At 29.9% G+C, this 18,257-nt stretch carries 22 protein-coding genes, 1 other RNA gene and 1 pseudogene; 16 read left to right on the plus strand and 8 right to left on the minus strand.

The genetic code is table 11. The features are described 5' to 3' along the window. Positions 1 to 256, minus strand: a 256-nt coding sequence (locus LBD57_RS01005) for a hypothetical protein (protein WP_373469487.1), incomplete at its 3' end; no start/stop codon positions are given. A 235-nt stretch (positions 257 to 491) separates the two neighbouring features. On the opposite strand from LBD57_RS01005, the gene LBD57_RS01010 reads away from it, so the two are divergent. The 9 genes from LBD57_RS01010 (at position 492) to LBD57_RS01050 (ending at position 5,978) form a co-directional block, all read left to right on the plus strand. Then, a complete protein-coding gene (locus LBD57_RS01010; RefSeq protein WP_373469488.1) occupies positions 492 to 1,202 on the plus strand; it encodes a zinc ribbon domain-containing protein in 711 nt (236 codons plus the stop codon). Positions 1,203 to 1,234: 32 nt separating this feature from the next. Next, an RNA gene (rnpB, locus tag LBD57_RS01015) (RNase P RNA component class A) lies at positions 1,235 to 1,588 on the plus strand. A gap of 27 nt (positions 1,589 to 1,615) precedes the next feature. After that, complete coding sequence (locus tag LBD57_RS01020; RefSeq protein WP_373469489.1) at positions 1,616 to 1,969, plus strand: TSUP family transporter; 354 nt, start codon at positions 1,616 to 1,618, stop codon at positions 1,967 to 1,969. Positions 1,970 to 1,983: 14 nt separating this feature from the next. Then, positions 1,984 to 2,859 (plus strand): 16S rRNA (cytosine(1402)-N(4))-methyltransferase RsmH, encoded by an 876-nt coding sequence (rsmH, locus tag LBD57_RS01025; protein WP_373469490.1) that lies wholly within the window; start codon positions 1,984 to 1,986, stop codon positions 2,857 to 2,859. Continuing rightward, on the plus strand, positions 2,852 to 3,103 hold the full coding sequence (locus tag LBD57_RS01030; RefSeq protein WP_373469491.1) for a hypothetical protein: 252 nt from the start codon (positions 2,852 to 2,854) through the stop codon (positions 3,101 to 3,103). Before rsmH ends, LBD57_RS01030 begins: the two co-directional genes overlap by 8 nt. A gap of 13 nt (positions 3,104 to 3,116) precedes the next feature. Further along, positions 3,117 to 4,838: a peptidoglycan D,D-transpeptidase FtsI family protein gene (locus LBD57_RS01035; protein WP_373469492.1), complete on the plus strand. Its 1,722-nt coding sequence runs from the start codon at positions 3,117 to 3,119 to the stop codon at positions 4,836 to 4,838. Between the two features lie 381 nt (positions 4,839 to 5,219). Further along, a complete protein-coding gene (locus tag LBD57_RS01040) occupies positions 5,220 to 5,453 on the plus strand; it encodes a hypothetical protein (RefSeq protein WP_373469493.1) in 234 nt (77 codons plus the stop codon). An 82-nt stretch (positions 5,454 to 5,535) separates the two neighbouring features. Beyond that, the gene (locus LBD57_RS01045) at positions 5,536 to 5,796 is read left to right on the plus strand and encodes a hypothetical protein (RefSeq protein WP_373469494.1); all 261 of its coding nucleotides are present in this window, start codon (positions 5,536 to 5,538) and stop codon (positions 5,794 to 5,796) included. A gap of 11 nt (positions 5,797 to 5,807) precedes the next feature. Next, positions 5,808 to 5,978, plus strand: a complete 171-nt coding sequence (locus tag LBD57_RS01050) for a Fic family protein (RefSeq protein ID WP_373469495.1) — start codon at positions 5,808 to 5,810, stop codon at positions 5,976 to 5,978. Between the two features lie 222 nt (positions 5,979 to 6,200). Here the strand turns inward: LBD57_RS01050 and LBD57_RS01055 are convergent, their stop codons facing one another. From LBD57_RS01055 to LBD57_RS01080, 6 genes and pseudogenes are all read right to left on the minus strand, one after another. Beyond that, positions 6,201 to 6,644, minus strand: a complete 444-nt coding sequence (locus tag LBD57_RS01055) for a hypothetical protein (protein WP_373469496.1) — start codon at positions 6,642 to 6,644, stop codon at positions 6,201 to 6,203. Then, positions 6,613 to 6,729, minus strand: a complete 117-nt coding sequence (locus tag LBD57_RS01060) for a hypothetical protein (protein ID WP_373469497.1) — start codon at positions 6,727 to 6,729, stop codon at positions 6,613 to 6,615. The genes LBD57_RS01055 and LBD57_RS01060 overlap by 32 nt, the downstream gene beginning before the upstream one ends. Before the next feature lie 91 nt (positions 6,730 to 6,820). Beyond that, positions 6,821 to 7,033 (minus strand): hypothetical protein, encoded by a 213-nt coding sequence (locus LBD57_RS01065; protein WP_373469498.1) that lies wholly within the window; start codon positions 7,031 to 7,033, stop codon positions 6,821 to 6,823. Positions 7,034 to 7,047: 14 nt separating this feature from the next. Further along, positions 7,048 to 7,191 carry a hypothetical protein gene (locus tag LBD57_RS01070; RefSeq protein WP_373469499.1) on the minus strand — a complete coding sequence of 48 codons (144 nt, stop codon included), beginning with the start codon at positions 7,189 to 7,191 and terminating at the stop codon, positions 7,048 to 7,050. Between the two features lie 18 nt (positions 7,192 to 7,209). Beyond that, positions 7,210 to 7,664, minus strand: a pseudogene (locus tag LBD57_RS01075) (pyridoxal-phosphate dependent enzyme); the annotation flags it as partial. Beyond that, complete coding sequence (locus LBD57_RS01080) at positions 7,658 to 8,140, minus strand: hypothetical protein (RefSeq protein ID WP_373469500.1); 483 nt, start codon at positions 8,138 to 8,140, stop codon at positions 7,658 to 7,660. The gene LBD57_RS01080 and the pseudogene LBD57_RS01075, both read right to left, overlap by 7 nt. A gap of 601 nt (positions 8,141 to 8,741) precedes the next feature. Between LBD57_RS01080 and LBD57_RS01085 the strand changes: the two genes are divergently transcribed. Genes LBD57_RS01085 through LBD57_RS01115 form a run of 7 tightly spaced genes read left to right on the plus strand, consistent with a single transcriptional unit; the run spans position 8,742 to position 16,447 of the window. Then, positions 8,742 to 10,271, plus strand: coding sequence for a UDP-N-acetylmuramoyl-L-alanyl-D-glutamate--2,6-diaminopimelate ligase (locus tag LBD57_RS01085; RefSeq protein ID WP_373469501.1), 1,530 nt, complete (start codon positions 8,742 to 8,744; stop codon positions 10,269 to 10,271). After that, complete coding sequence (murF, locus tag LBD57_RS01090) at positions 10,271 to 11,692, plus strand: UDP-N-acetylmuramoyl-tripeptide--D-alanyl-D-alanine ligase (RefSeq protein ID WP_373469502.1); 1,422 nt, start codon at positions 10,271 to 10,273, stop codon at positions 11,690 to 11,692. Before LBD57_RS01085 ends, murF begins: the two co-directional genes overlap by 1 nt. Further along, a complete protein-coding gene (gene mraY, locus LBD57_RS01095) occupies positions 11,692 to 12,777 on the plus strand; it encodes a phospho-N-acetylmuramoyl-pentapeptide-transferase (RefSeq protein ID WP_373469503.1) in 1,086 nt (361 codons plus the stop codon). Before murF ends, mraY begins: the two co-directional genes overlap by 1 nt. Before the next feature lie 4 nt (positions 12,778 to 12,781). Further along, entirely contained in the window at positions 12,782 to 14,101 is a 1,320-nt protein-coding gene (gene murD, locus LBD57_RS01100; protein ID WP_373469504.1) for a UDP-N-acetylmuramoyl-L-alanine--D-glutamate ligase, read from the plus strand. A gap of 32 nt (positions 14,102 to 14,133) precedes the next feature. Further along, the gene (gene ftsW / locus LBD57_RS01105) at positions 14,134 to 15,237 is read left to right on the plus strand and encodes a putative lipid II flippase FtsW (RefSeq protein WP_373469505.1); all 1,104 of its coding nucleotides are present in this window, start codon (positions 14,134 to 14,136) and stop codon (positions 15,235 to 15,237) included. After that, positions 15,234 to 16,307 (plus strand): undecaprenyldiphospho-muramoylpentapeptide beta-N-acetylglucosaminyltransferase, encoded by a 1,074-nt coding sequence (gene murG, locus LBD57_RS01110; RefSeq protein ID WP_373469506.1) that lies wholly within the window; start codon positions 15,234 to 15,236, stop codon positions 16,305 to 16,307. Before ftsW ends, murG begins: the two co-directional genes overlap by 4 nt. Next, complete coding sequence (locus LBD57_RS01115) at positions 16,292 to 16,447, plus strand: 5'/3'-nucleotidase SurE (protein ID WP_373469507.1); 156 nt, start codon at positions 16,292 to 16,294, stop codon at positions 16,445 to 16,447. The genes murG and LBD57_RS01115 overlap by 16 nt, the downstream gene beginning before the upstream one ends. Before the next feature lie 147 nt (positions 16,448 to 16,594). Here the strand turns inward: LBD57_RS01115 and LBD57_RS01120 are convergent, their stop codons facing one another. Further along, a complete protein-coding gene (locus LBD57_RS01120; RefSeq protein ID WP_373469508.1) occupies positions 16,595 to 18,148 on the minus strand; it encodes an AAA family ATPase in 1,554 nt (517 codons plus the stop codon). Positions 18,149 to 18,257: the final 109 nt, after the last annotated feature.

The following is an 18,257-nucleotide window of genomic DNA, read 5'->3' on the forward strand; positions in this document are numbered from 1 at the left end:
ATGAAACAGAAGAAGAAGTAAAAGGGAAATTAACAGAGCCGTAGATGGTGCGGTATGACATAGTAGAATGAATAACAAGAGAGTTATTAGAAGAGACATTAAAGTTAGAAGAAAGCCAAGGGTAAGAATAAAAATCTATTTTCCCACAGTCAGGATTAGAAGAATCAGTAATAGTACTATTGCCAGAGATGGTGTAATTAGGACTATTAGTGATATTAATAATTTGAGCAAAAGCAAAGGAAGAGAAGAAAAGCAAGAAATATTTGAGTTAAATTATTATAAATGAGTTGATATCTAATTAGATCCTAATCTATATTAACAGTATTGCTGTTAGCTATAGCTTTATTAGTATATCAAAATTTAATTACTACAAATAAATTCTTGGTGGAATGCTAAATGAATGCAACAAGAAATATTTATTAATTTGCTATAATCATAATGTTTATTATGATTAATTTTTTTACTAGATTGATTGATAAATCGAGGGGTACATGGAAAATTTGAGACAACATTTGGAAATGTTATATGATTTACAAAGTTATGATAATAAAATAAATAATTTAAACAAACAGATACAGGAAGCTATTCTAGATATTGAAAGAAAAAAGGAAGATTTACAAAATAGACGTACAGAACTAGATAACATAAAAAGGTCTTTTGTTGAAATAAATTCTATAAAGAAAGAAAAAGAGGCATTTCTTAATTCTAAGGAAGAATTAATATCTAGACATTCTCTAGAATTAAATACAGTAAAATCTAATGAAGTATATAAAGCTCTTCTATTAGAAATAGAAAAAATTAAAGCAGATAAAAGTATAATTGAAGATGAAATTTTGCAACTTATGGATACAGTTGATAAAGAAGCTTTAGTTATAAAAAATTTAGAAAAAGACTTTCAAGATTTTGATAGCAAAATAAAAAGAGATATTTTAGAAATAGAATCTTTAATTGAAAATAAAAAAAAAGAAATAGCAATAGTGGAAGTTGATAGACAAAAACAAGAATCTAAAATAAATAAGTCTATATTTTTGCAGTATGAAAGGTTGAGAGAGGGACGTGATGGAATTGGTCTTGTTTTAGTTGATGGAGAAAGTTGTGGAGCTTGTGGTATGGTTTTAAGACCACAGTTAATTAACCAAGCTCAAAAAGCACAAGAATTAGTTTTTTGCGATAATTGTTCTAGAATATTGTTTAAAAAATAAAAAAGTTTTTATAGAGATCAAAATACTCCTATAAAGATGGGTATGCAATCGCTTTATACTATAGTTTAATTACTATAGATGTAAAGAGGAAAGTCCGAACTTTAACTATGTATATTAATTATGCATAGTAAACGGTAATAGGTAATCCCTATCGCTTGTAAGAGTAGAGGTGCGAACAGAGACGCTTTTTATAGAAATGTAAAAAGTATCCTTGTAATAGGATAAGTTTTGTAGTAATACAAAATGTGAAACGGCTAAATCCTTACCGGAAAGCAAGGCTGAATTTTGGCCGCTTGATCGTTAAAAGCGATTTTAACGACAGAGAAATGATTGCACTTTTAATTATTATTAAAAGACAGAATTCGGTGTACAATCCATCTTTAATTAGGCAATAGTTTTAAAGGTATGATTTTATGGAAATAGTTATTTGTATAGTTACAGGTTTTTTGGGCGGTTTTTTTGGTGGTATTTTTGGTGTGGGTGGAGCAAGTGTTTTAATCCCTCTCATGCTTATACTTTTAAAAATGAGTCAACATCAGGCTCAGGGGACGTCTCTTGCTGTAATAGCTTTAAGTTTTTTTTCTATGCTAGTATATTATAAAAAGGGGCATGTAAACCTTACAGTTGCTGCTTTAATAGGACTGGGATTTGTGATAGGCGGTTTTTTTGGTGCGAGCATTGCTGATATGTTGCCAGAAAATATTTTAAAGAAATGTTTTGCAGTAGTACTTTTATTTACTGCCGTAAAAGTATTTATATCCAAATAAGGTCTTAACAATAAATGTATCATATTTCTGTAATGCCTTTAGAAGTATCAAGTTATTTAGTTAATAAGTTAGATGGTTTATACGTTGATTGTACTTTCGGTGGTGGAGGACACACTTCTTATCTTCTTGATAAATTTCCTAACATAAAAATTATTGCTTTTGACTGGGATGAAGATGCTTCTAATCAATTTGTTGAAAATAAAAAAGACTTTGACAACAGAGTAACTTTTATAAGAGACAACTTCAAAAATATTAAACAAGCTCTATCAAACATAGATGTTTACAAAGTTGATGGTATTTTAGCTGATATAGGGGTTTCATCTAAGCAATTTGATGATTTGTCTAGAGGATTTTCTTTTAATGCTAATGTTTTAGACATGAGAATGGATATAAGAAACCCATTGACAGCCAAAGAAGTAATTAACACTTATTCTAGTAAAGATTTAGCAGATATTTTTTATAAATATGGGCAAGAATATAGGTCAAGGCAGATTGCAGATGCTATTTGCGTTAGAAGGCAAAGAGGTCTAATAAATACAGCTATAGAATTACGTGATATAGTATGTAGTGTTAAAAGGCAAGAAGGGAAAGTAAATCCTGCTACAAAAGTGTTTCAAGCTTTAAGGATATTTGTTAACGATGAACTTTCAAATTTAGATAATTTGTTGTTAAATATTCCAGAAGTTTTAAATCCCTATGGGCGCGCTGTGGTGATAAGTTTTCATTCTCTTGAAGATAGAATAGTTAAATTAAATTTTAAACAAAATGCAGATAATAAAATTTATAAAATACTTACTAAGAAAGTTGTTACAGCTAGTGACGAAGAGATAAAAAGAAATCCTAGAAGTAGAAGCGCAAAAATAAGAGTATGTGAGAAGACTGATGCATAAATCGTTTTTTTTCATTTTGCTTTTAATTATTAGTGTTTTTGTGTATTTGTGGCAACAAAACACTTCACTGAGATTTGCATATAAAATAAGCGCTTTACAAACAGAGTATAATAATATTATTGCTGAGAACGATAATTTAAGATTGAAAATAAATTCTATGCTAGCTCTTGAAAAAATGTATAAAATAGCTAAAGATAAAAATTTTATTACCGCAGATGAACAAAATATAGTATATATTGAATAAATTTGAATGTAAAATGAGAAGAAATATAAAAAAACATATTAACAGAAAGACTGTTTTAGTGCTTATGGTACTGGCAGTCTTTTTTCTTTTATTTACAAAGCTTGTATATATACAAATTTTTTTACATGATAAAATACGTTGCAATGTTGATAAGATGGTAAATCGTCAAATTGTTGAAATCTCAAAGCGAGGGGATATTTTAGATACAAAAGGTAATATACTTGCTACAAGTGTAAAAAAATATAATATTTTTTTAGATCCACAAGTTATAGAAGACTTTTCTAATGTAAAGGATAGTTTATTCACAAATGGAATACAAATTAAAGAGAAAGATTTAAATGATTTTGGAAATAGGGCTTATGTTCCTATTGTTTATAATGTAGATTCTAGTATAGCAGATAATATAAAGAGTACGAAATTAAAAGGTGTTGGCTTTGAAAGTAAATATGTTAGGAGTTACCCGGAAGGGAAAATGCTTTCTAATATTTTAGGTATAACTGGATGTGATGGTAACGGTTTAGAAGGAATAGAAAAGATATGTAACAATTGTCTTTTAGGAAGTCGTGTTACGTCAAATATGCATAGAGATGGAAGAGGCTATATAATACAGAATAAAGTTATTGACCAATCCAAAATTTGCGGACAAAATGTAATTTTAAGTATAGATAGAAATATACAATATATAGCAGAACAAGGGCTCAGAAAAAGTTTTGAAAAATATCAAGCAAAAAAAGCTATATGCATTGTACAAAATCCCAAAACAGGTAGTATTTTAGCTATGGTGTCTTTACCTGATTTTGATCATTTAGAAAAAATTAAAGACTTAAAAGTTTTAAGAAATGCTGCAATTAGTGATATATATGAACCTGGATCCACATTTAAAATAGTTACAGTTGCATCAGCTTTAGAGGAAGGAAAAGTTAAACTTTCAGATACTTTTTATTTAGAAAATGGAAAGCTTAAAATAGCAGATCACATAATAAAAGACGACCATAAAATAGATGGGATGGTATCTTTAAGTAGAGTTATGGAGATGTCTTCTAATATTGCTATGGTTAAAATTGCAAAAAAGTTGGGGAACAATGATTTTTATGAATATATAAGAAAGTTTGGTTTTTATTCTCTAACAGGTATTGATTTGCCTGGTGAAGCAAAAGGACTTTTGTTAGATATAAAAGAGTGGAATGCTTTAACGCTTCCAACAATTTCTTTTGGACAGGGTATAGGTGTGACTGCTTTACAGATGATAAATGCTTTCAGTGCTATTGCAAATGATGGTGTACTTTTAAAGCCTTATATAGTTCAAAAAATATGTAACTGTAATGATGATAGTCCTCAAAAAATTTTTAATCCTATGGAAATAAGAAGAGTAATTTCTAAAGAAACAGCGTATACGATAAAAAAAATATTAAAAAACGCTGTTGATTTAGGAACAGGAAAAAGTGCAAAAGTTAAAGGATATACTGTGGCTGGTAAAACTGGTACTGCTCAAAAGATAGATCCGTTAACAAAAACATATTCTAAAAAATTTTACACGGCTTCTTTTTGTGGGATGCTGCCAGCTATGGAGCCTGAATTTGTTATACTTGTGATAATTGATGAGCCGAAAGGTCAAAGTTATTATGCTTCTTCTGTAGCATCCCCGGTTTTTGCTTCTATTGCACAATCTATTGCACAGTACCTAGAAATTCCTAAGGATGATTTAGGTGATAAAAAGGTAAACAGAAAGTTTTAGGATCATGAAAACATTGTTTAATCGTACCAAAATGATACAATTATGACATAAAAATGATACAAATTGAGGGCATTGTTATATGTACAGTAGGCGTCAAGATTTAATTTTAAATTATGTAAAAAAACAAAAAACAGCTTCTAGAAATGACATTCAAGCATATATCTAAAAGTATACCAACTAAAAACTCAAAAGTTATTTAAATATTCTCATTCAAAACGGAAAAATTAAAAAAATAGGAAATACAAAAAATATAACTTATACGTATATTGTTTCACCAATTCTTGAACGAATAAACGTTGCAAAATATTTTAAAAAGACATAGATAAAAGCGTTTTAAAATCTAAATATTTTAATTTTGATATTTGGACGCATTTACACAATTTGCTTACAGATAAGGAGAAACTAGAGCTTGCTAAGCTTAACGATCAGTATATAAAAAACAAAAATACATTAACATCGACTTTATTGCAAAAAGAATTGGAACGGTTGATCATAGAATTTTCATGGAAATCATCTCAGATAGAAGCCAATACCTATTCTTTACTAGATGCTGAACGTTTACTTAAAGAAAATGTGCAAGCTAAAGGAAAAAAAACAGAAGAAACTAATACCTGACTTGACCTTTTGGGTTCCCCCAAACCACCTTTTTTATGAGTGATTTCCCCTTTTTTTCGTTAAAACGGTCAAGTCAGGTATTATGATTTTAAACCATAAAAAAGCGCTAGATTTTATTTATGCAGATCCTAGATATTTTAAACAATTATCCATTTCCAAAATAGAAGATGTCGACAGGTTAGTTGTCAATGAGCTTAATATTTATCTAGGATTAAGAAAAAATAGAGTTGGCATTACAGGGACAAATTATAGACCCATTGATAATATACATCAAATAAGACAATCTGTAGAACATCTTGTAGAAATAATCAATAAACCCAAAAACTCTCTTAAAAATTTCTAATTGCTATGTTAATGATTTCTTATATACAACCTTTTGAAGATGGTAACAAACGTTCGGCAAGAATATTAGGTAACGCTTTACTTTTAGCAAATGATTATTGTCCATTGTCATATAGTAGTGTTAATGAAACTGAATATAAAAAAGCTATTATTTTACTAACAAAACAATATAGCTTATTTTAAAAAATTATTTATAGAACAATTTAAACAAGCTATAAAAAAGTATTTCTAAGATCTATCTAATAAATGAAGATCTCTTACGGATTAATGCTTAATTAGTTTTGTATTGAATATACCTAATGCTGCAAAACATACCGTTAAGTGTGCCTCTATGCTATCTCTTGTCTGATGGAACACTGGTCTTGCCATCAAATCACTCTTTGTCATCCTAAAGCTCCTTGACATCTATTTTAACTCATTTAACTTCTTAAGAGCTTTACCACTATCAATTATTTTTCTTGCAAGTTTTATGCCCTCTTTAAAGTCAGTTGCTTTACCACCAACCATTAACGCACCTGAAGCATTCAGAAGTATTGCATCTTTATGCGGACCTTTTATAGATCCATCAAACACACCTATTATTGTTTGTGCATTTACTTGAGGAGATCCTGTTTTAATATCTTCTAATGTGCGACGTGTTAACTCAAACAGTTCCGGAGAAATTTCAAAACTTTTAATATTGCCATTTTTAAGTTGATTTATACGAGTTTTACCTAGAAGAGAAATTTCATCTAATCCGTCTAACCCATGTACAAACATTGCATTTGTATAACCTATCTTTTTTGCAACGTATGAAACATCGTCTAAAAGCTTTGGTTTATATACTCCTAAGTAAATGACGTGGAGCAAAAGCTGGATTTATCAATGGTCCAATAATTGTGTAGAAAATTGTTTTAATTCCAAGTTCTGCTTTAGGAGGTAAAACTTTACACATAACAGGATGAAAAAGAGGAGCATACAAAACGCTATACCGATTTCTTCAATCATCTTTTTTACGTTTTCAGGAGTTAAATTGATATTTACACCTAAAGCCTATAAAACGTCTGCGCTTCCTGACAAACTACTGATGAACGACTTCCATGCTTTGCAATAGGAATACCACTTGCTGTCGCCACAATTGCTGTTGCTGTTGAAATGTTAAACGTAGATAATCCTTCGCCTCTACCGCAAGTGTCTATAAGGTCGGCATTTTGCTTGGTTTTAATAGGCACACAATTGTCGCGCATTGCCCGTGCCATATACGATATTTCTTTTAATTTCGATTAAAAGGGCAACTTGGAACCCGGCTTTGTGAGGCAGATACTTTATTATCTGCAATTGCTTTAATTAAATTTGAAACTTCCTCTTGTGATAATTCTTGTTTAGTTGTTAGCTTTCCTAAAATTGTTTTATACACTTATATGCTCCTCTTTATTAGCTTTATCTCCCAAAAGTCCATACGATATACGTTTAATGCTTGGCGTTTTATATCTTCTTGCCCCATAAAATCTCGCATTCCATACCCATGATTGCTGCTCTAGTTGCTGTTGCTATCCCATGTTGCCCTGCTCCAGTTTCAGCAATAACTCTTTTCTTTCCCATTTTTTTAGCAAGCAAAACTTGCCCTAAACAATTATTGATTTTATGCGAACCTGTATGGTTTAAGTCCTCGCGTTTAAGGTAAACCTTTGCTCCACCTAAATCTTTTGTCATTTTTTCAGCATAATATAGAATAGATGGACGACCTGCATAATTTAACAACAATTCGTTTAATTCAGTTGTAAAGGCGCTGTTTTTATAATATTTATATGCTTTTTCAAGTTCTTGCACAGCCATCATAAGCGTTTCGAGTATATACTGTCCGCCATATTTACCAAATCGTCCTAACATAAATTTGTTAACCTCCTTACTTTATTTTCATCTAGTTTTCCATTTGTTCTTGCGCCGGATAAAACATCAATAGCCCAATGGTTATAGGTAATTGCAAGTTTTGCATTTTCAGTAGAAATTCCACCAGCCAGTATAAATGGTTTATTGATATTGCTTAACAAAGTCCAGTCAAACATTTTGCCTTGTCCACCTATGCCTCCATCAAAAAGTATAAAATCTGCAACTGTATCAAAATTTATATCCTTTTGCACCATATCAACAAATTTACTGACTTCTATAATTTCGTCTATCATATTGCCTCTAAATACAGCGATCGTTTTTATTTTAGGAGACAATTTGTTCAATAAGACTTTTACATAGCTAACCGACACATGCCATCGCGAATCAGCAAATACAAACCCTACAAACCTGGGAAACGTTTTATTTAATATTTCAATTTCTTTTATAGTTTTTATTCCACATACTTTAAGTTGCATAAATCCTCCTAAAAAATAAAAATGATGCAAAAGGCACATACTACCCTTGCGTCAAATAATAAAAAAACGCAAAGTGAGCGGATCACTTTGCGTTATGTATAATTGGTTTAATTTATATATCAATCATCCGAGGCAAAAACCGCCCAAGCACATGCCAAGTACGCCACCAACAACCTCGGTCATTAACTACATATGCGATTTTTACCATTGATAATTTCCCTGCAAATCTCCTTTTACAAATGTGTCACAAATATAATATAAAATTAAAATTTGTCAACACACAACGTGACTCAGACCCCATATTAACAGATAATTCTGGCGGTTTTTTTTTTGCTACTTGTTTGAGACCAAACAAAAAATTTTTAAGTATTATTTAGAAAATTTTAAATCTTTTTTTAATTGCAAACAAGGTTTCATGAATTAAATTTTGTAAAACAATTTCAATAAAAAAATTAAAAAGGTATAATGTAAACAATAACGCAAGCATTTATAATATCAATGGAATACTAGCAAGGAAGACGAATACGATAAGCCATGGATAGATAACATGAAAGTGTATCCAGAAGCAAGCAAGGCAAAGCTAAAATTATTGGAATAAAAAATGAACTTAAAAGAGTTTTTACCAGTTTTGGATGGAATGCTTTTTGGTAAAGAGGACGTAGATATTTTAGGTGTTTCTTACAATTCAAAAGAAGTTAAATCTGGTTTTGCTTTTTTTGCCTTGTCCGGGCAAAATACAAATGGAAGTAAATATATTAATGATGCTGTAAGTAATGGAGCAGCTGTAATTATTCGTACTGAAAAACAAGAAAATTGTCCTGTAACACAGATTATTGTTAAAGATATTTTAAAGTTTATGGCTGTTTTTTGTGCTAGATTCTATGATTATCCTGATAGAAAACTGAATGTTATAGGCATAACTGGCACAAATGGAAAAACTACTATTTCTTATATGATAGAAAGTATATTTAACTACTCTAACATAGATTGTGCAGTTATGGGGACTATTAACTACAGATACAAAGGAAATATTATAAAAGCGCCCAATACAACTCCTCAATCTTTAGATATTTATAAGTTTATGAGAAGTGTTGTAGATAGTGGTGTAAAGAATATAGCAATGGAAGTTTCTTCTCATGCGTTAAGTTTATATAGAGTTTATGGTATAGATTTCGATATAGCAATTTTTACAAATCTCACACAAGACCATCTGGATTTTCATAAAAACATGGATGAATATTTTAATGCGAAGTCTGTTTTATTTAAAAATTTATGGAAAAACGACGATAAAAATAAAAAGTATGCTATACTTAATTTTGATGATAAGTACGGGAAAAAACTTGCAAAGCTTGTAGCAAATGCGCAAGTCAAATTTTACTCTACGGTCAAAAACACAAATTCTGACTTTACAGCATTAAATATATCTATTGAAAATAATGGGACAAGTTTTGATTTAATTTTTGATGGACTAAAAGAAAAAGTAAATATTAAACATATTGGACTACATAATGTTTATAATGCTTTAGCTTCTTTTGGTGCGGCTATTTGTAGTGGCATTTCTTTTAAGGCAGTAATAGAAGCTATAAATAATTCTGCTCAAGCTCCTGGAAGACTTGAAAGAGTTGATATAGAAGGTTTAGAATTTGATGTTGTTGTAGACTATGCACATACTAGCGATGCATTAGAAAATGTTTTATCTGCAATAAAAAAATTAAAACCAAAACGAATTATTACTGTTTTTGGTTGTGGTGGCGATAGAGATAGAACTAAGAGGCCTATAATGGGCAAAATTGCAGTTGAAATGAGTGATTTTGTTTTTGTAACTTCAGATAATCCAAGAACGGAAAATCCAAATGAAATTGTGCTAGACATAGAAGTTGGAATAAAAAAATCTTATAAAGATAATTATAAAGTTGTCGTGGCTAGACAAGAAGCTATAAAAGAGGCAGTGTTTATGGCTGGTAAAGGTGATATTGTTTTACTTGCAGGAAAAGGCCATGAAGCTTACCAAATTGTTGGCACACAAAAAATACATTTTAGCGATGTAGAAATGGCAAAGAAATATATTGTTTTAAAAAAGCAAAAAGAGAATGTTCAATCAGAAAGTGTTCAAAAGGAGTTTTCTTTCTAATGGAACCTTGTTATCTTAGTGAATTATTACCTTGTTCAAGTAGCTTTCAAAACATTTTAGTAAGAGGCATATCTATAGATTCTAGGACTATACTTAAAGATGAAATTTATTTTGCAATAGAAGGTAATCGTTACGATGGACATGACTTTATAAAAGACGCTATCTCTAAAGGAGGATGTGCTGTAGTTTATTCAAAATACATGTGTTTTGATGATCAAAGTATTAGTCATTTAAATAAAGTTGCTATGTTAAAAACAAAAGATACTCTTGTTGCGCTTGGAGAAGCTTCTAGAAGTTATATTGAGAAATTTAAAAATGTTAAAAAAGTTGGTATAACAGGTTCTAATGGAAAAACAACTACAAAAGAAATGTTATCTTCAATTTTACAAAACAATGGGAAAACTCTTTCAAGTAAAGGAAATTTTAATAATAGAATAGGCCTTCCTTTATCTGCTTTTAATTTGGCTTCGGATATTGATTATTCTGTTTTTGAAATGGGAACATCTGTTTTTGGCGAAATAAACATACTGTCAAGTATTGTAAAACCAGATATTGGGGTTATTACAAACATAGGGGTTTCTCATATTGAAACGTTTGGATCTTTAGAAAGGGTTTTAAATGAAAAAATAGACTTATTTTATAATGTAAATAAAGATGGGACGATAGTTATTAACAATGACGATAAAAATTTAAAAAACTTATCACATAAAAAATTTAAAGCTAAGAAATTTGTTAGTTATTCTTTAGAGGATATAAATTCAGATGTTTATGCGAAAAACATAAAAATGTCAGAAAATGGAACTAACTTTACTCTCTCTCATAATAAAGATTCAATAAATGTCTTTATTCCGGTAAGGGGTATTTTTAATGTTTCAAATGCGTTAGCTGCAGCATCTTGTGCAATTGGTTTAGGTGTGCGGCTTTTAGATATCAAAGCAGGTTTAGAAAATTTTAATCCTCCTAAAATGAGAATGAGTGTTCAAACTACATCTAATGGATGCATCCTAATTAATGATGCTTATAATGCAAATCCGAGCTCTGTAAAAGCTTCTATTGAAACTACTTTAGATTTATATCCTAACAAACAAATTAATCTTGTTTTAGGAGATATGCTTGAGCTGGGAGTAGATTCAGATAAATTTCATTTTGAGATGGGTAAGTTTATTGCTGCTAAAAATATAAATTCTGTTAGTCTTTTAGGAGAAAAATCTGTAAATATAAAAAATGCTATAAATAATAAAAATGTTTTTTATGCCAAAAACAAGGAGGAACTTTTTTTGCATTTAAAAACTCTTTTAGTAAATAATGCTGTTTTTTTATTTAAAGCTTCAAGGGGTATAAAATTAGAAGAAGTTTACGAGAAATTTTATAATGAGTTTTTAGATAGACCTACTATTTATAAAGAGAGGCGAACTAATTAATGCTGTATCACATATTTTATAATTTGAGTAACATTTTCACCCCTTTTAATCTTTTTGGATATATTACGTTTAGAGCAGGCGGAGCCATTTTAACAAGTCTTTTAATATGTTTTATATTTGGTCCATATATCATAAAAAAGCTAAAAAATTTTAAAGCTAAGCAAATTGTTAGAGAATATGGACCTGCTCAACATTTAAGCAAAAATGGTACTCCTACCATGGGTGGACTTATTATAATAATATCTGTTGTAGTGGCAACTCTTTTGTGGGCAAGGCTTGATAATAGATTTATTATTTGGTTTTTGTGCGGGACAATATGGTTTGGACTTTTGGGTTTTTTAGATGATTATTTAAAATTAAAAAAACATAGCTCAGATGGCCTTTCTGCTAAAAGTAAACTTTTTGGCCAAACTGTTTTTGCCGCAGCTATTGCTGCATATTTAAATTTTTCTCCTTCAAATCCAGACTATGTGACACTTGTCAATATTCCTTTTTTTAAGAGTTTATTTGTGAACTTTTCTTTTTTTTATATAGTTTTTGTAATAATCACACTTGTTGGTAGTTCTAATGCAGTTAACTTAACAGATGGTCTAGATGGCCTTGCAATAGGCAATATAATAATTGTTGCGTTTACTCTTGCATTATTTTCTTATTTTGCAGGTCATATAAAAATAGCTGATTATTTAAAAATTATCCATGTTTCCGGAGCTGGAGAAATTGCGGTATTTTTAAGTGCTATTGTAGGTTCTGGACTTGGGTTTTTATGGTATAATTCTCACCCTGCAGAAATTTTTATGGGCGATACAGGCAGTTTGTTTTTAGGAGGAATTTTAGGTATGACTGCAGTGTTTATAAAACAAGAACTTATTTTAGTATTGCTTGGAGGTATTTTTGTTATAGAAGCTTGCTCTGTATTACTCCAAGTTTTTTATTATAAAAAAACAAAAAAAAGAATTTTTAAAATGGCACCTATACATCATCACTTTGAGATGCTTGGACTTTCTGAAACTAAAGTTACGATAAGGTTTTGGATTATAGGTATAATACTTGCAATACTTTCTTTTGCTTCTTTGAAATTGAGGTAGTTTGATGAAAAAAAATATTGGAATTTTAGGACTTGGTAAAAGTGGTATTTCTGTAGCAAATCTTGCTCTTAAGTTAGGCAACAACGTTTTTGCTAGTGAGACTGCAACAAAGACAAAGGAAATAAAAAAATTAAGTAAAAAAATTTTAGTAGAGCTTGGTGGGCATTCAGATAAAATTTTAAATTCAGATATAATTATTAAAAGTCCTGGTTTATCTCCAGATATTCCTATTTTGAAAAAAGCTAAAAATAAAAAAATAAAAATACTGAGCGAATTATCCTTTGCACTTTTAAACTCTAAATATAAAAAGATTATAGCTGTTACAGGCACAAATGGAAAAACTACGACTACTGATTTAATATCTAAGATAATAAAATCGAAACACAAAGATTCTATTGTTGTTGGAAATATAGGTCTCCCGTTGTCAGCTAAGGCCTTAACAACCACAAAAAATACTTATATAACCATGGAACTTTCGAGCTATCAGTTAGAAGATTCGCCTAATTTTAAGGCGAATATATCAGTACTGCTCAACATTAGTCCAGACCATCTCAGCCATCACAAAACAATGAAAGCTTACATAAGAGGGAAAGAAAATGTATTCGTTAATCAAAATAAAAATGATTTTTTAATAGTAAATTACGACGACAAAATATGTCGCAAGTTGTCTAAAAAAGCTAAATCAAACGTAATTTTTTTTAGTAAAAAACCTTTAAAAAATGGAATATTTTATGATGATGGGAAAATAGTTATACAAATTGGTAAAAAATATTTTCAAATAAAACCTAAGATTAATATTGTTGGGATGCACAATATAGAAAACATTTTAGCTTCAGTATCAGCAGCTTACTTTGCAGGGATACATTTGAAATCAATAGAAAAAGTTATTTCAAAGTATAAAGGCGTTCCGCACAGAATAGAATTTGTAAAAAATATAAATGGTGTTAGTTACTATAACGATTCCAAAGCTACAAATGTTGATTCTACAAGGGTTGCTTTAGAATCTTTTGATAAAAACATTAATCTGATTATGGGTGGTCAAGATAAAGGGTTTCCATATACTTCGTTAAAACAGCTTATAAAAAAGAAAGTAAAAGCAGTATTTCTTATAGGAGAAGCTTCAAATGAAATTAAGAAAGATTTACGTGGGGCTAGCACATTTTTTGATTCTAAAAGTTTAGAACAAGCTTTAAAACAAGCTTCTATGAATTCTAAGACCGGAGATATAGTTTTATTTTCTCCTGCTTGTGCATCTTTTGATAGTTTTAAAAACTTTGAAGAGAGAGGTAATATTTTTAAATGTCTTGTAAATAAGGGTTTTTAGATAGCCCTTTAAGTTAGATAAATAGGTTTTTTATGTTTAAAATTGATTTTGCAAAGTACGATTATATTTTAATGATAATAATTTGTATATGTATTATTTTTGGTTCTTTTATGGTATTTTCTTCTAGTGTTGTGATGGCTGATATAAGGTGGGCAAGCCCTTATAAATTTTTTATTAAACAAGTATTGTGGGTTTGCTTGGGTTTTGTTGCTATGTTTATTACGAGTTTTCTAATAGATTATAAGTTTTATCAAAAGTATTCTAAAATAATATATTTTCTTACATTAGTGTTTGTAGTAATAGTCTTATTTGTTGGAGTATCTAGACTTGGAGCCAAAAGATGGTTGTCTATATCCTTTTTTACTGTACAACCTTCAGAGATTGCTAAAGTTTCTATGATTATAATAATAGCTGATTTTATATCAAGAAAAAAAGATTTAATGGATAAGTGGATAGCTCTTTTAGCGCCTAGTGTTATTATTTTATTAATGCTTGTTCCAATAGCTTTAGAGCCGGATTTAGGTACACCTATCTTAATAGCTGGTGTTTGTTTTACAATGCTTTTTTGTGCTGGTATTAAAATAAAAGCTATACTTTTAGGTCTTGTAAGTATAATGATTTTAATGGCAGAAGAGATTGTAAGAAAACCTTATAGGTTAGTGAGATTTAAAGACTATGTTGCTTCTTTTATAAATATAGACGCATCTTCGTATCAAGTAAAACAATCTTTGAATGCGTTAGGTTCTGGCGGATTTTTTGGGAAAGGTATTGGGAAAAGTCAATTGAAACTTATGTATTTGCCAGAAGTGCATACTGATTTCATTTTCCCTGTTATTGGTGAAGAATTAGGCTTTGTTGGGTCAAGTTTTGTTATTATTTTTTTTATGTATATATTTTTTAAAGGCTTAAAAATGAGTAAATATATGCCGGACACTTTTACTAAATATTTGTGTTTGGGCATAACTTGTTTAATAGTATTTCAAGCAATTATAAATTTATCTGTTACTACAGGAGTTTTCCCTGCAAAAGGAGTGCCTCTCCCTTTTATTTCTTTTGGAGGCACGTCTTTAGTTAGTAATATGGCAGCTGCAGGTATATTAATTAATTTATCGCAATATTCTAAAAGAATTCTATGAAATATAAAAATATAATTATCGCTTCAAGTGGTACAGGTGGACATATTTATCCTGGTATTGCTTTAGCAAAAGAATTTGCAAAGAATGGTTATAATCCAATTTTTTTTATAACCAATAATGAAATTTCTATTGAGATTTTAAGAAATAATGGTTTTAAATATATTTTGTTTAATCTTTCTGGAATGCCTAGAAAGATTTCTTTTTCGTTTTGGGTATTTTTAAGCAGGTTATTTTTGTCGTTTTTAAAAGCTTTAAAAAATATTGCGATATTAAAGCCAGTTTTTGTTATTGGTACTGGTGGTTATATATCTGTGCCTGCTCTTGTTGCAGCAAAAATTTTGAAAAATAAAACTTTTATACATGAACAAAACACTATCCCAGGCAAAGCAAACATAGTTTTAAATAAAATAGTTGACAAAACTTTTATAAGTTTTGAATATTCAAGAAAATACTTTAAAAATGCTAATATTGTTTTTTCTGGGTATCCTGTAAGAGAAGAGATCTTGCATGCGTCTAAAACAAAAGCTTTGGAAAATTTAGATATAGAGAATGATATTTTTACAATTTTAGTTTTTGGTGGTAGTTTGGGTGCAGTAAAACTTAATGAGGTTGCTTGTAAAAGTCTATTAGATTTGTCCAAAAGCAAACAAGTACAAGCAATACATATCACAGGCTACAAAAGTTATTCTAACATCTTAAAACTAGTAGAATTAAATAAAAATTATCAAGTTTTTAAATATATGCATAATATATCTGATGCTTATGCTGTAAGCGATGTTGCTATATGTCGTTGTGGAGCAGGAACAGTTTTTGAAATAAAAGCTTTAAACAAGCCTGCAGTGTTTGTACCATATCCTTATGCAACTGACAATCATCAGTATTGGAATGCAAAAGAAGTAGAAGAAGATAATAAATTTATACTTATAGAAGAGAAAGATTTAACTGAAAAAAAGTTAAAAGAAACTATAGAAATTTTACTTTCAAATCCAAAAAAAAGTGGTGATATTTGTTTTTCTAAATTGCCTCAAACTTTAATATTTAAGGAAATAATACAATGTATAAAATCTTAGTATCTAATGATGATGGTATAAATGGTCCAGGTCTTAAACCTCTTATAAGGGAATTATCTAAAATTGCAAAAGTCTATGTAACCAAAACATCAGTAGTTCCACCACCCAGACCTCCCGTCACACCAGCAATGCCTTTTTAATTTTATGCGATGATAGATAAAAATGCCTTGATTATTTTACATCTATAAAAATAAAAGAGGCACTTTCGTGTCTCTTCCTTACATTCATAGCTATTTTCTAAAACTGCTTAAGTCTACATACAACAACTTCTTTCAATTCGTCTCTTTTTACTCAAACTTACAGCCTATTTCTTTATTTCCTCCAAACGCTATTGCTAACAACCTTACTTCACTACTTGCATACTTCTCATAATATTTCCTCTCCTTTATCTGTTCCATCCCTTCTTTTAGCAGCTGCTCCACTTTTCTTCCTTTCCCATGCTTTATTTCCACTACTATTACTTCTTTCCCCTTTTTTAATACTACATCTATCCTTCCTTTATTTGTATTTACTTCCCCCTCTACTTCATACTCTACTGCTATCATTAACATCATAAACATCGAGTGATAATATGCTTCTAAGCTTATATGTAAATTATTCGGAATATTCGCAAACACTTTCCTTAAACTTTCTTCTAGTCCTTTGTCATCCTTATTTCTTACTTGCTCTAATAGTTTGCTTACTACACTATTTATTTCATTTGACTGTCTATTACTGTAATTCTCTATTACATTTGTTAAAAATGCTGTCCTTACTTCCATATTTGGAAAGTCTATTGTATACTGCGGTCTATTATTTTCTAGCTCTTTCTTTTTTATTGTCAAATATCCTGTCTGAAACAATAATGCTATATTCTCTATGCTAGTATCGCCTCTGCCCCTTAAAGAGTTCGAATCTACTACTTTTGGCCCTATAAATAATTCTAAATCATCGCGCTGTCTTATTTGCTCTATTAAAAATGTCGGTGTTCCCGTCGCAAACCAATAACTCTCAAATTCTTTCTTTCTAAAAAACGCTAATGTCGAAAATGGATTATACACAAGCGTCTTTCCATCCCACGAATACCCGTTGTACCATCTCTTTATTTCTGACAACAGTTTCTTAACTGTCATTTTATTTGCTTTAGTAGCATTTTGTATATACTCCTTAAAATTACTTTCTAATTCTTTTTGCGTATATCCACATATTCCTGTGCTTTCTTCCTCCATAGTTATATCTATCAAATTATTTAACCCGGAAAATATAGACAGACCTGAAAACCTTGATACCCCTGTTAAAAATACAAACCTCAAATGCTCATCACTTGCCTTTATCACTTGATAAAAGTCATGTAATGTCCTTTTTACTTCGGGATATACTTCATTCTTACTAAGATTGTCTATCAATGGTTTGTCGTATTCATCTACCAAGATTACTACTCTGTCTCCCGCTTTCTCGTGTAATTTCTCTATTAACTGCGCAAATCTGCTTGGTAAAGCGCTGTTAGTTAATTCAACTTCATATTTTGATGCTAGTGAATTTACATAATCTAATAATGAATTTTCTAGCATGCTAGACGTCTTGTACCCTATCTCCGTAAAGTCTAAATGTATTACTGGATTTGTTTTTATCCAGTCCCATTTGTCATATATATATAATCCTTCAAATATCTTTTTATTGCCTTTGAATAACTCTTTGAATGTACTTATCAGCAATGATTTTCCAAAGCGGCGGGGGCGCGATAAAAAATATACACTACCACTATTTATCAAATTATATATATGTTCTGTCTTATCTACATATATCTTGTTGTCTTCTATCAACTTTGAAAACGATTGTGTGCTTAATGGTAACTTTTTCATTATTTTTCCTTATTTAAGAATTTATTATTTACACTTACTTGTCAATACGTCAATCTTGTTACTTTTTTTCTTAGAATAATCAATTGACGTCCTACATTGCTACTTTTCT

It is taken from the genome of Candidatus Endomicrobiellum cubanum (assembly GCF_031278955.1).
Taxonomy (GTDB): Bacteria; Elusimicrobiota; Endomicrobiia; order Endomicrobiales; family Endomicrobiaceae; genus Endomicrobiellum; species Endomicrobiellum cubanum.